Raw genomic sequence first — 12,957 nt, 5'->3', positions numbered from 1 at the left:
AATCCGTTAATGGATAACTAAATAAAATTATTTAGTACCGTTAACTGCGATTTCAACACGACGGTCTGGTGCTAAACAAGCGATAAGTGCTTTACGACCTTTAACCGCGTCACAAGTAGAACCTGTAACTGGGTTAGCTTTACCGTGACCAACTGCAGAAATGTTTTGAGCTGGAACACCTTTAGCTACTAAGTAGTTAGCTACAGAGTCTGCACGACGTTGTGATAATTTTAAGTTTGGTGCATCTTTACCGATACGGTCTGTATAACCAGCAACAGCTACGTTAGCGTTGTTAACTTGAGCGATTTCACCATAGATACCGTCTAAAGTTGCTTTAGCTTGTGGTTTTAAGTTAGCTTTACCGAAAGCGAAAGTTACATCAGAGCTTAAGTTGAAAGTTTTGCTTACAACTTCAGGTGCAACAACTGGAGCAGCACCTTGACCGAAACGGTAAGATAAACCAGCGTTGATAGAACCGATCCATGGGTTGTAGTCTTGAGAACTATTGTGTGTATCTTGAGTACGGTATTTACCTACGCGAGCTAACCATTGGTATTCTAAACGTAATGCTAACTCTGGTAATGAAGGTAATGCATATTCGAAACCAGCAGCGAACACTGGAGAAACGCGTAAGCTGTGACGACCTTCTTTGTGATCACGTGCACCAGTAGTTGCATCGTAATCTTTATAGTCTGAACGTACTAAAGCTGCACCAACACGACCATAAACATCTAAGCCTTCTAAAGCAGAAGTTAAACCACCAAGACCGTAGCTACCTTTAAAGCTTAAGTGTGCACCGTGGTTAGTGTGTTTAAAGTCAGTTTTACCAGCTGTACGGAATTTAGCACGACCAAAATCGTCATAACCCAATTCTACCGCTAAACCTAAGTTATCACGGTTTAAGATTTGATAACCACCAAATACACCATATGTAACAGAGTTACGGTGGTAACCTTCACCAAAGTTTAATGCTTTACCTGCATTAGCTTTGATACCATCGTGGAAAGAAGCTTGACCAACTTTAGCACCTGCATAGAAAGTATTTTCTTGTGGAGCTGCTTGAGCTACAGAAGCTGCTGCTAAACCAGCAACGACTAATGCGATTGCAGTTTTTTTCATTTTGATGTCCTCTATTTAGTCATCGTTATTAATAAGAAAAGTTTCCTTGTTTATTGTGAACTTTATAAAAAAGAAACACTCTAAACGTTGCTTAACTAGGGTTTTGAATTTGCCCTAACTTATCCTTTTGACAAATTCAATTCCTTTGCCATAGCCAAAGGAACGTTCAAAAGTATGGTTATTATCCTATAAAAATACCAAAGATCAAACTTTTTTTGCCCTTTTTGGTTACTTTATAGACAAATAACCCCTAAAATGAACATTTGTTCACAAAAATCGGGTTACTTTTTAACCCGATTTCTATTCTAACAAAAAATATCTTTTGTTGAAATCGACTTTTTTTTGAGCTTCATATATCATCAAATTCACTTTCTTCTCTATTATATAGGTGAGTGATTTTATGTTGCCCCGTCTTTCTAATGTGCCACAACTTAATAACATGGTAAGTGATTATCTTAGCGAACTCCAAAAGCAGCATTTTGAAGGTGATATTGCCTCAAATTATGCTGACCGTTTAAGTCTTGCGACAGATAACAGCGTCTATCAGCAGCTTCCTCAGGCTATTTTATTCCCTAAATCTGTTGCCGATGTAGTACGTATCACCAAATTAGCCAATAAAGAGAAATACCTTCATCTAACCTTTACACCTCGCGGTGGCGGCACGGGTACCAATGGACAATCTATAAATAACAACATTATTGTCGATCTCTCTCGCCACATGACGAGCATTTTAGAGCTTAATATAGAAGAACGCTGGGTTCGCGTTCAGGCAGGCGTCGTAAAAGACCAACTCAACCATTTTCTAAAACCACACGGATTATTCTTTGCACCAGAGCTCTCCACCAGTAATCGAGCAACCCTCGGTGGCATGATTAATACCGATGCTTCTGGTCAAGGTTCATTACAATACGGCAAAACCTCTGATCATGTTTTAGCATTACGTTCTGTTTTAATGAACGGTGAAATATTAGATACAAGTGCGGTCAAATCTAACGATGTTTTAGAAAACTACCCGCTTTCAGAAAATGGTAAAGCGTTACATCAAACGATTTTCCAACGTTGCAAAGAGAAACGCGCCTCAATCATTCAAGATTTACCACAACTCAATCGCTTTCTCACCGGTTACGATCTTAAGAATGTCTTTAATAAAGATGAAAGTGAATTTAATCTCACCCGAATTTTAACGGGGTCAGAAGGTTCACTTGCGTTTATCTGCGAAGCCAAACTCAATTTATTGCCGATTCCGAAATATCGTACCTTAATTAATGTGAAGTACAGCTCATTTGATGCTGCCCTTCGCAATGCGCCTTTTATGGTGAAAGCTAATGCTCTTTCCGTTGAAACCGTCGATTCCAAAGTGCTGAACCTAGCTAAGCAAGATATTATTTGGCATTCGGTAAAAGAACTTTTAACAGAAGAAGAACAAAATCCAATTCTGGGTTTAAACATTGTGGAATATGCGGGCAACAATCAAGCCAAAATCGACAGCCAAGTGACCGCACTTTGTCAGCAATTAGATGAAAAAATTGCACAAGGCAAAGATCATATTATCGGCTATCAACTTTGTTCTGACTTGCCTTCTATTGAACGTATTTACGCCATGCGTAAAAAAGCGGTGGGGCTATTGGGGAATGCGAAAGGCGCTGCCAAACCGATTCCTTTTGTGGAAGATACCTGTGTGCCACCAGAACATCTTGCAGATTACATTGCAGAGTTTAGAGCCTTATTAGATAGCCACAATCTGCAATATGGGATGTTTGGCCATGTGGATGCTGGCGTATTGCACGTTCGCCCTGCTTTAGACCTATGCGATAAAGAACAAGTCAAACTCTTTAAACAAATTTCAGATGAAGTGGCAGAACTCACCGTGAAATACGGCGGTTTGCTATGGGGTGAACACGGTAAAGGCGTACGTTCTCATTATGGAGAAAAATTCTTCACTCCCGAACTTTGGCAAGAATTGCGTTATGTGAAGTTCTTATTTGACCCAAATAATCGCCTCAACCCAGGCAAAATCTGTACGCCACTTAATAGCGATGCGAAACTCTATTCGATTCTCTCGCCAATGCGTGCTGACAATGATCGCCAAATCCCAATTCAAATGCGAGATGAATTCAAAGGTGCGATGAATTGTAACGGTAACGGACTTTGCTTTAACTTTGATGAGCATAGCATTATGTGTCCTTCCATGAAAGTGAGTAAAAATCGCGTATTCTCGCCAAAAGGACGAGCCGCTATGGTGCGTGAGTGGCTGCGATTAATGGCCAATGAAAACGTATCGCCTGATCAATTAGATTTTCATAAAACGCAAGTAAAACTGACCGCACTTGTGGAACGTTTCCGCAATAGCGTGCAGAAATGGCGTGGTGAATATGACTTCTCACATGAAGTAAAAGCGGCAATGGATACTTGTCTGGCTTGTAAAGCCTGTGCAAGCCAATGCCCAATTAAAATTGATGTACCAAGTTTCCGTGCGAAATTTTTCCATTTCTACCACCGTCGCTATTTGCGCCCAGCCAAAGATCATCTTGTGGCGAATTTAGAAGTTGCTGCACCTTATATGGCGAAACAACCGGCATTATTCAATTATTTCACCAAACTGAAAGTTACTCAAAGCTTGGTTGAAAAAACGCTTGGCATGACTGATTTGCCTCTCCTTTCAGAGCCTAACCTTCAACAGCAATTAGTGGAAATTGGCTACCAAGGCAAAAAATTAGAAGAATTGGAAGGTCTCAGTGACACAGAAAAAGCGAAGATGCTATTTATTGTACAAGATCCCTATACCTCTTATTACGATGCCAAAGTCGTTCGCGATTTTGTCGCTCTCACACAAAAATTAGGATTCTCACCAATCCTTCTGCCTTTTAAACCGAATGGCAAAGCGATGCATATTAAAGGTTTTTTAGCTCGCTTTAGTAAAACCGCGAAAACACAAGCGGAATTTCTAAATCGTGTCGCCAAATTAAATGTACCTTTAGTCGGCATAGATCCAGCTATTGTGCTTTCTTATCGTGATGAATATAAAGAAGCATTAGGTGATTCTCGCGGTGATTTCCATGTACTCACAGCGCATGAATGGCTGACCAATCAATTAGAAAGTAACGCATTACAAAGTGCGGTGAAAAATATTGCAAAATCTGACCGCACTTTTGAGTGGCATTTATTCCCTCATTGTACTGAATCCACCTTTATGCCAAACAGCCCAAAAGAATGGCAGAATATTTTCGCGCAATTTGGACAAACCTTGAATGTTGAAAAAGTCGGCTGCTGTGGTATGGCGGGTGTATTTGGTCATGAAGTTCAAAATCAAACCATGTCGAAAGATATTTATGACGTATCTTGGGGCAAAAAATTACAAGGTAAAGATCCGAATCATTGTCTCGCAACCGGCTATTCCTGCCGTAGCCAAGTGAAGCGATATGAAAAAGCCATCTTGAAACACCCTGTTCAAGCATTGCTTGAAGTGTTAAATAACTAGAGTAGATTTTCTACTTACAACAATATAGAAGAAAATAAAAGCGGCCAGATTTTAAATCTGACCGCTTTTTTATTTAAAGACTACAACGCTTCAATTGCTTTATACTGCTCTTGGATTTTTTCTAATCCAGATTGGTATTCTGCTTGTTTTTCACGTTCTTTGGCGATAACAGCTTCTGGCGCTTTAGCCACGAAAGCTTCATTGCTGAGTTTGTTTTCGATACGTTTAACTTCGTTTTGATATTTTTCAATCTCTTTGGTTAAACGGACAAGCTCTGCTTCTTTATTAATAAAGCCAGCCATTGGTACGAGCAATTCAGCATTGCCCACGAGTTTCGCTACCGAAAGTGGTGCGGTTTCGTTTGCGGCTAATACTTCAACGTTGTCTAATTTCGCCATCGCTTTCAAAAGAGCGGTCTGTTTTTCGAGAATTTTTGCATTTTCTACGCTTAAATTACGGAATAACAGATCTAAGCCTTTGCTTGGTGCGATGTTGCTTTCTGCTCGAATATTACGCACCGCAACGATCACTTCTTTTAACCACTCAATTTCAGCTTCTGCTTCTGGATCAAAGCCGTTTTCTTCCACTTGTGGGAAAGGTTGTAACATAATACTGTCAGCAGTGATGTCCACGAATCCTTTCACTTTTTGCCAAATTTCTTCGGTAATAAATGGAATGAGCGGATGTGCTAAACGTAATAATTTTTCTAACACGTGAACCAAGGTTTGGCTTGTCGCACGAATTTGTGCTGCATTGCCGTTGGCAAATACTGGTTTAGTCAATTCTAAATACCAGTCACAGAATTGGTTCCAAGTGAATTCATAAATCGCATTGGCACAAAGGTCGAAACGATATTGGCTTAATGAATTACGGAAAGTTTCCACTGTGCGATTAAATTCCGATTGAATCCAACGATCGGCTAATGAGAATTCGATCTCACCTTCGCTTAAATCTAATTTTTCATTTGTTAAGACAAAACGGCTTGCATTCCACAATTTGTTACAGAAGTTACGGTAGCCTTCTAGGCGTTTCATATCCCAGTTGATATCGCGACCGTTTGAAGCCAATGCCGCTAATGTGAAACGCAATGCGTCTGTACCGTGAGCGGCAATACCTTCAGCGAATTCTTTACGCGTTGCTTTAGCAATTTTCTCTGCTAATTGCGGCTGCATCATGTTGCCAGTGCGTTTTTCAAGTAAATCGTCAAGGCTGATACCGTCAATCATATCGATTGGGTCAAGCACGTTACCTTTCGATTTCGACATTTTTTGGCCTTGCTCATCACGGATTAAACCCGTTACGTACACGGTTTTGAATGGTACTTGTGGTTTGCCATTTTCATCTTTCACGAAGTGCATCGTAAACATAATCATACGTGCAACCCAGAAGAAGATGATGTCAAAACCGGTGATTAACACATCCGTTGGGTGGAACATTTTGAGTTCTTTAGTTTGCTCTGGCCAGCCTAAAGTTGAGAATGTCCATAAGCCTGATGAGAACCACGTGTCTAACACGTCTTCATCTTGTTTGAGTTCAACCGCAGAATCTAAGTTGTATTTTGACCGCACTTCTTCTTCGTTACGCGCAACATACACATTACCTTCCGCGTCATACCACGCTGGAATACGGTGTCCCCACCAAAGTTGGCGAGAGATACACCAATCTTGAATATCGCGCATCCAAGAGAAGTACAAGTTTTCATATTGTTTCGGCACGAATTGGATTTCGCCGTCTTCCACCGCTTTAATCGCTACATCAGCAAGCGGTTTCACACTCACATACCATTGGTCGGTTAGCATCGGCTCGATTGGCACACCACCACGGTCACCATAAGGGACTTTCAAATCGTGTGGTTTAATTTCGTCTAATAAACCAAGCGCTTCAAAATCTGCCACGATTTTCTTACGTGCAGCGAAACGCTCTAAACCACGGTAATCTTCAGGAATAGTTGCTTCATAGCCGGCAAGCGGTTTGCCATCAGTACCGATAATTTCTGCTTCATCACGAATATCTGCGTTTAAGGTTAACACGTTAACCATCGGTAAGCTGTGACGTTTACCCACTTCGTAGTCGTTGAAGTCGTGCGCAGGGGTAATTTTCACTACACCTGTACCAAATTCACTATCGACATATTCATCGGCAATAATCGGAATTTCACGGTTTGCCAATGGCAGAACCACTGTTTTACCGATTAAAGATTGGTAACGCTCATCTTCAGGATGCACTGCAACAGCTGTATCGCCCAACATGGTTTCCGGACGTGTGGTTGCCACCACTAAATAATCTTTACCATCTGCTGTTTTTGCACCGTTTGCTAACGGATAACGGAAATGCCAAAGAGAACCTTTGCTCTCTTTGTTTTCTACTTCTAAATCAGAAATTGCGGTGTGGAGCTTTGGATCCCAGTTTACCAAGCGTTTGCCACGGTAAATCAAACCTTCTTCGTGCAAGCGCACAAACACTTCTTTTACCGCGTTGGATAAACCATCGTCCATAGTGAAACGCTCACGTTCCCAGTCGATTGAGTTACCTAAACGGCGCATTTGTTGGCTAATTGTGCCACCAGAATAGGCTTTCCAATCCCAAATTTTGTTGATGAACGCTTCACGACCATAATCATGGCGCGTTTTGTCTTCTTCTGCAGCAATTTTACGCTCTACCACCATTTGGGTCGCGATACCCGCATGGTCTGTCCCCGCTTGCCATAAGGTGTTATGCCCTTCCATACGGTTAAAACGGATTAAGGTATCCATTAAGGTTTGTTGGAAAGCGTGCCCCATGTGCAAAGAACCTGTTACGTTCGGCGGCGGAATTGCAATGCAATAGCTCGGTGCGTTTTCATTTTCAGACGGTTTAAAATAACCGCTCTCTTCCCAATGTTGATAAAGGGCTTGCTCTACCGCAGACGGATTAAAACGGTCTGCCATTTCGAATTTTTGTGTCATTTATTTTCTCTTTAACTAACTTATAATCTAACTACTCACATTCAGGAAGATCCCATTTCTTTGCGGGAATTTCATTCTTATAACGAATAATAGTATCATTTTCGCTGAGTAATCCATCTAATGTATAATGTCTCTTTGTTGTTTCACTATAGGTATCCTTTTTATAAGTCCCATTTTTATCCGGCAAAAGATAGAAAATCTCATTAATATCCTCATCCATCTTTAAAATAGGTATAGGTTTATTAGCTATTCGTTGAAAATAATAATACCCTTTATTCTCAATAATAAATTTAAAAGTTTGAGAGCTTATATTGGAATTATTAGATCTTTTTGTTAATTGCACATAAGATCCAGCCTTTACTCTACTTTCAGATAAATATTTTTCGGAGTCTTTAAATGGTGAATTATTAAATACCCCATTTTGAAAATGAGGTAGAAAAAGCTCACGTAAAACTAAAACTCTTCGAGGGCCATCTTGTACTAAACATTGCTTAACATCATCTTTCTTATAAATAGTTATAAGATGAGTTGCGTAATTTTTTACACTTAACGTGCCATAGTCACTACCTTCATAATCTTTATACTTCGGATATATCCCATCGAAACTAAGACATGCAGACAACGACTGAAAAATAGGAAGCAATAAAATCAGTCTAATATATTTTATATACATGATTCCCTCTGATTATTTTATCTTAAAATTGATTAATACGAACTTATCTTCACTAGGATAAATCGCCTTAATCACCTCTTTCAATTCAGCCAAACTCATATTTTCCTGAGCTGCGTGCTGTTCTGTTAGATTATCAAGCATGATCGGCTCAACACTTAATACTTTAATCGTGCAGAAGTATTGATTATCTTCAAATCGACCAACACGTAAAATATCACCAACTTTAAAATGGCTTTCGGATTTATCTCGAATCGTGATGGTTTTACGCCCGGCGAGAATATCGGCTTCGAAGCGTTGATAAAAGGTAATATCGTTCATAAAGTGCGGTCACAAAAAATCTATTTTTTATTTTGAGGGCGAATTGATCACGTCCTCATATTGGTAAGAATAAGATTATGCCTTAATCCCTCTTAATTCATCTTTAATGCGTTGAATTTCTAAGAATAAACGGCGTTCTTCTTGACGGCAGAAACTATCACCGCTTACGTTTTTCGCATCGGCAGAACAACGAACTTGTTTATATTGTTTTTCTAACACATTCAATACCGCTTTTTTCTGATTATGCTTAGCACTTTCTTTCGATGCTTTTTCAGCAGGAATTACGCGTGGTTTCTGAGCAGTTGCCGCTTGTTGAGCAACAACCGTTTCTTTTTTCTCAGATACTTTTTCTACCACATCATCCGCTTTCGCCTCTTTTTTAACTTCAGCTTTCACTGCGTCAGATTTTACATCGGCTTTTTTTGCGTCAGCTTTAACTTCTGTGCTTTCTGTTTTCTCAGCGACTTTTTCGGCTGATTTAGTTTCAGCCACTAATCCTTTTGATTTTTCAACCGCACTTTCTGCTTTTTCTGTTGGTGCAGGTACTCTTACGGCTTTCTCAACTTGGGTTGAGGTATTTTCTTTATTGTCACAAGCAGATAATAAGGTGCTTGCGCCAAGAATAAGGCTTAAAGCCACTTTAGCGTTTAAATTCATGTTAATTTCCTAGGTTTTAAAGTTAAAAATATTAAGTGTTTTCAGTAGAAAGCGTCCAACCTTGCGAGCGGAGAATTTTATAACGTTCACGCGCTTGGGCTTTTTGCGTTTCTTCTACCGGTACAAAATCAATTAATTGTGTAAAGCTGTGACTAAAATCTGGCACTTCCATTTGTAAATTGATCAGCAAATCTCGACGTTGGGCATTGCGTTTGCCTTTCCAACTAATCTCAATTGGCGGTGCATATTGTGTTGCTTCGCCCGAAAGATTATGAGGAACAAACTCATTCGGATCCCGTTGCCATAATGCTTCATCAATTAAAAATGCTTGCTCTTCTGTTTCGCACGCGATTAACACTCGCTTGCCTAAACGCCACGCTTGAGCGGCAAGATCACAGGCAAGTTGCTCAACTGTTATCTTCTTTTCTGGATTTAAGAGATAAAATTGTGCGTTTTTTGCCATGATTGCGACTTCTCCATTTATCGTTTTGTAAACTGGCGGATTTTATCAAAAAAGCACTAAAAAATAAATCATCAACAAGGTGATTAACGCAAATAGAAAAAACACGAAAATTTTTTACCGTACTTTTATGATCTACATCACAAAAGTAACTTTTAACCTTTATGTTACATTCCATTCATAACTCGTAGGTGTTAGAATTTCGAAGATTTATTTTTATTTTCGATGATAGGAGTATCACATGGCATTTCGTATTGAAAAAGACACTATGGGCGAAGTTCAAGTTCCTGCAGATAAATACTGGGCAGCACAAACCGAACGTTCTCGCAACAACTTCAAAATTGGTCCGGCAGCTTCTATGCCGCACGAAATTATTGAAGCGTTCGGTTATTTGAAAAAAGCCGCTGCTTTCGCAAACTGTGATTTAGGTGTATTACCTGCAGAGAAACGTGATTTGATCGCAACCGCCTGTGATGAAATCCTTGCAGGGAAATTGGATGACCAATTCCCATTGGTCATTTGGCAAACTGGTTCAGGTACACAATCAAACATGAACGTGAACGAAGTGGTGGCAAACCGTGCTCACGTTTTACATGGTGGTAAATTAGGTGAAAAATCATTCATCCATCCAAATGATGACGTGAACAAATCCCAATCTTCAAATGACACTTTCCCAACTGCAATGCACATTGCGGCATACAAAAAAGTGGTTGAACACACCATTCCTTGTGTAGAACGTTTACAAAAAACGTTCGCTAAAAAATCAGCAGAATTTAAAGATGTGGTAAAAATTGGCCGTACTCACTTAATGGATGCAACCCCATTAACATTAGGTCAAGAATTCTCTGCTTATGCAGCACAATTAGATTTCGGTTTACGTGCACTAAGAAACACCCTTCCACACTTAAGTCAATTAGCACTTGGTGGTACTGCAGTAGGTACTGGTTTAAACACACCAAAAGGCTATGATGTGAAAGTAGCAGATTACATTGCAAAATTCACTGGCTTACCATTTGTGACTGCAGAAAACAAATTTGAAGCGTTAGCCGCACACGATGCGATTGTGGAAACTCACGGTGCAATTAAACAATTAGCGATGAGCTTATTCAAAATTGCAAACGACATTCGTTTATTAGCGTCTGGCCCTCGTTCTGGTATCGGTGAAATCTTAATTCCTGAAAATGAACCAGGTTCTTCAATCATGCCGGGTAAAGTGAACCCAACTCAATGTGAAGCATTAACCATGGTATGTGCACAAGTATTCGGTAACGATACCACTATCTCTTTCGTTGGCTCACAAGGTCATTTCCAATTAAACGTATTTAACCCTGTCATGGTGGCGAATTTCTTACAATCTGCACAATTATTGGGTGATGCGTGCGTATCATTTGATGAGCACTGTGCAACCGGTATTCAACCAAACTACCCACGCATTAAACAACAATTGGAAAATTCATTGATGTTAGTAACCGCACTTAATACACACATTGGTTACGAAAATGCAGCGAAAATTGCGAAAACTGCACACAAAAATGGTACAACCTTGCGTGAAGAAGCGATTAACTTAGGCTTAGTTTCAGCCGAAGATTTCGACAAATGGGTTCGTCCAGAAGATATGGTGGGTAGCTTAAAATAAACTCCCCCAATAATTTGATGTCAAAGGCAGGTATTCCTGCCTTTTTATTTGTGTTTTTTTAGAGGGCTTTTTTGTTATAATCACGGCAATATTTTTGATATGAAAAAAACTATGAAACTGAAATTTATTATTGCTGCTATTTCAGCCTTATTTTCCACCGCACTTTTTGCCCAATGGCAACCTGTCGGCAATGCTGAATATACATGGGGGCCATTCCATGTTTACACTGTCGGCTTATATTCTGAAACGGGTTCCTATGAAAAAAATGAACGTCCGTTAATGTTTTCGATTAAATATGAAAAACCAGTAGAAGGAAAAAACTTCGCCATTGCTTTAACCAAAGAAATGGAATCACAAAATTTAAGTAAAGATGACACTACTGCATGGCTCAAAAAAATGCAGGAAATCTTCCCTGATTTTTCACCAAACGACATCTTAAATTTTGTTGCTTTATCGGATAAAGGCTATTTTGTATTAAATGACACGGTGTTAGATCACGAATTTGATCAAAAATTTACACAAGCGTTTATTGATGTATGGCTTTCAGACAAAAGTAGTTTTATCAAATTACAACCGCAATTATTAGGTAAAGAAAAACCGGCTCATGATAGCAAAGAATTTCAACATCAACCAGCAAGCGAGCCTTTTGATGAAGAAAATACGATGCCGGAATTACCACCAAATTACGATTTTAAACAAGACGCAAAAGGATAAACAACAAGGACGAACATAATATAGTTCGCCCTTTTCTTTTATTGTTTCACTTGCTGTTCTAAAAACAAGATCATCTGCAATGCAATATCAATGCCACTGGTTTTCTCAATCATTTCTAACCCTGGGCTAGCATTTACTTCCAGCACCAATAACCCTTCTTTTGAACGAATCAAATCAACACCAGCTACCGCAAGCCCTAAAGCTTTAGTTGCACGAATGGCGATGGATTTTTCCTCTTCAGTGAGTTTAACTTTTTCTGCAGTGCCTCCACGATGAAAATTTGCACGAAACTCGCCATCTTGTCCAATACGCTGCATTGTGGCGACGACTTTATCGCCGATTACAAAACAGCGAATATCTGTCCCTTTTGCCTCTTCGACAAAATCTTGTAACAAGACGGGGACATTCGCATCTTTTAACGTTTCTAAAATACTGACCGCACTTTGTGGACGTTCAGCCAAGATTACCCCAATACCTTGTGAGCCTTTTAAGGTTTTAATAATCATTGGAGCGGTTGTTTGCTTAATGGCTTGTTTCGGCTCAACTTCACAACCGGATAAAACTGAATTCGGTACTGCAATACCTTGTTCCAATAACATCGGCAAACTGCGCCATTTATCGCGTGCAGCTAAAAACGCTTGTTCTTTATTAAGACAATAGACACCTTTTCCTTGTAAATGACGCAATACCGCACAGCCCATTTGGGTGCTTGTCGTCCCAAAGCGTGGTAGCACAGCATCATAATCAGGCAATAAATAAAGCTCACTTTCTGCATTTTGTTGATAATACAAAGAAAAGTGCGGTTGATTTTTGTCGAGTTTTAAAATGCAACGATTAGGATCCAAAATATCCATTTGATGCCCGCAACTTTCTGCTGCTTCTTTTAAACGCTGGCAGCTATAAAGGCGAGGCTCACGGCAAAGCATCAATAATTTCATTCAGTTATACCCTTAGGAA

10 protein-coding genes are annotated in these 12,957 nt (G+C 39.7%); 3 read left to right on the top strand and 7 right to left on the bottom strand.

From position 1 onward, the window contains the following. Positions 1–27 precede the first annotated feature (27 nt). Positions 28–1,119, bottom strand: a complete 1,092-nt coding sequence (ompA, locus tag DPV85_RS02820; protein ID WP_111326953.1) for a porin OmpA — start codon at positions 1,117–1,119, stop codon at positions 28–30. A gap of 400 nt (positions 1,120–1,519) precedes the next feature. Between ompA and ydiJ the strand changes: the two genes are divergently transcribed. Beyond that, positions 1,520–4,597: a D-2-hydroxyglutarate dehydrogenase YdiJ gene (gene ydiJ / locus DPV85_RS02815; protein WP_111326951.1), complete on the top strand. Its 3,078-nt coding sequence runs from the start codon at positions 1,520–1,522 to the stop codon at positions 4,595–4,597. Positions 4,598–4,677: 80 nt separating this feature from the next. Here ydiJ and valS read toward each other — a convergent pair whose 3' ends face one another. The 5 genes from valS to DPV85_RS02790 form a co-directional block, all read right to left on the bottom strand. Beyond that, positions 4,678–7,542 carry a valine--tRNA ligase gene (gene valS / locus DPV85_RS02810; protein WP_111326949.1) on the bottom strand — a complete coding sequence of 955 codons (2,865 nt, stop codon included), beginning with the start codon at positions 7,540–7,542 and terminating at the stop codon, positions 4,678–4,680. Between the two features lie 31 nt (positions 7,543–7,573). Further along, on the bottom strand, positions 7,574–8,215 hold the full coding sequence (locus tag DPV85_RS02805; RefSeq protein WP_049374047.1) for a hypothetical protein: 642 nt from the start codon (positions 8,213–8,215) through the stop codon (positions 7,574–7,576). A 12-nt stretch (positions 8,216–8,227) separates the two neighbouring features. Beyond that, on the bottom strand, positions 8,228–8,533 hold the full coding sequence (gene yqfB, locus DPV85_RS02800) for a N(4)-acetylcytidine aminohydrolase (RefSeq protein WP_049374048.1): 306 nt from the start codon (positions 8,531–8,533) through the stop codon (positions 8,228–8,230). 75 nt (positions 8,534–8,608) lie between these two features. Continuing rightward, positions 8,609–9,190: a hypothetical protein gene (locus DPV85_RS02795; RefSeq protein WP_049366124.1), complete on the bottom strand. Its 582-nt coding sequence runs from the start codon at positions 9,188–9,190 to the stop codon at positions 8,609–8,611. Positions 9,191–9,221: 31 nt separating this feature from the next. Then, the gene (locus tag DPV85_RS02790; RefSeq protein ID WP_049355404.1) at positions 9,222–9,653 is read right to left on the bottom strand and encodes a DNA polymerase III subunit chi; all 432 of its coding nucleotides are present in this window, start codon (positions 9,651–9,653) and stop codon (positions 9,222–9,224) included. Between the two features lie 238 nt (positions 9,654–9,891). Here DPV85_RS02790 and fumC point away from each other — a divergent pair, with 238 nt between their 5' ends. Further along, positions 9,892–11,286 (top strand): class II fumarate hydratase, encoded by a 1,395-nt coding sequence (gene fumC / locus DPV85_RS02785; RefSeq protein ID WP_049366126.1) that lies wholly within the window; start codon positions 9,892–9,894, stop codon positions 11,284–11,286. Positions 11,287–11,397: 111 nt separating this feature from the next. Beyond that, a complete protein-coding gene (locus DPV85_RS02780; protein WP_165816463.1) occupies positions 11,398–12,000 on the top strand; it encodes a chalcone isomerase family protein in 603 nt (200 codons plus the stop codon). A gap of 38 nt (positions 12,001–12,038) precedes the next feature. Here the strand turns inward: DPV85_RS02780 and DPV85_RS02775 are convergent, their stop codons facing one another. Next, complete coding sequence (locus DPV85_RS02775) at positions 12,039–12,938, bottom strand: RimK family alpha-L-glutamate ligase (RefSeq protein ID WP_111326947.1); 900 nt, start codon at positions 12,936–12,938, stop codon at positions 12,039–12,041. Positions 12,939–12,957 lie beyond the last annotated feature (19 nt).

It is taken from the genome of Haemophilus parainfluenzae, from assembly GCF_003252725.1.
Classification (GTDB): Bacteria; Pseudomonadota; Gammaproteobacteria; order Enterobacterales; family Pasteurellaceae; genus Haemophilus_D; species Haemophilus_D parainfluenzae_L.
This window is presented reverse-complemented; position numbering and strand designations above follow the sequence as displayed.

Bases quoted from the DNA above. Each gene is read 5' to 3' on its own strand.
- ompA (WP_111326953.1), bottom strand. From the start codon at position 1,119: ATGAAAAAAACTGCAATCGCATTAGTCGTTGCTGGTTTAGCAGCAGCT.
- ydiJ (WP_111326951.1), top strand. From the start codon at position 1,520: ATGTTGCCCCGTCTTTCTAATGTGCCACAACTTAATAACATGGTAAGT.
- valS (WP_111326949.1), bottom strand. From the start codon at position 7,542: ATGACACAAAAATTCGAAATGGCAGACCGTTTTAATCCGTCTGCGGTA.
- DPV85_RS02805 (WP_049374047.1), bottom strand. From the start codon at position 8,215: ATGTATATAAAATATATTAGACTGATTTTATTGCTTCCTATTTTTCAG.
- yqfB (WP_049374048.1), bottom strand. From the start codon at position 8,533: ATGAACGATATTACCTTTTATCAACGCTTCGAAGCCGATATTCTCGCC.
- DPV85_RS02795 (WP_049366124.1), bottom strand. From the start codon at position 9,190: ATGAATTTAAACGCTAAAGTGGCTTTAAGCCTTATTCTTGGCGCAAGC.
- DPV85_RS02790 (WP_049355404.1), bottom strand. From the start codon at position 9,653: ATGGCAAAAAACGCACAATTTTATCTCTTAAATCCAGAAAAGAAGATA.
- fumC (WP_049366126.1), top strand. From the start codon at position 9,892: ATGGCATTTCGTATTGAAAAAGACACTATGGGCGAAGTTCAAGTTCCT.
- DPV85_RS02780 (WP_165816463.1), top strand. From the start codon at position 11,398: ATGAAACTGAAATTTATTATTGCTGCTATTTCAGCCTTATTTTCCACC.
- DPV85_RS02775 (WP_111326947.1), bottom strand. From the start codon at position 12,938: ATGAAATTATTGATGCTTTGCCGTGAGCCTCGCCTTTATAGCTGCCAG.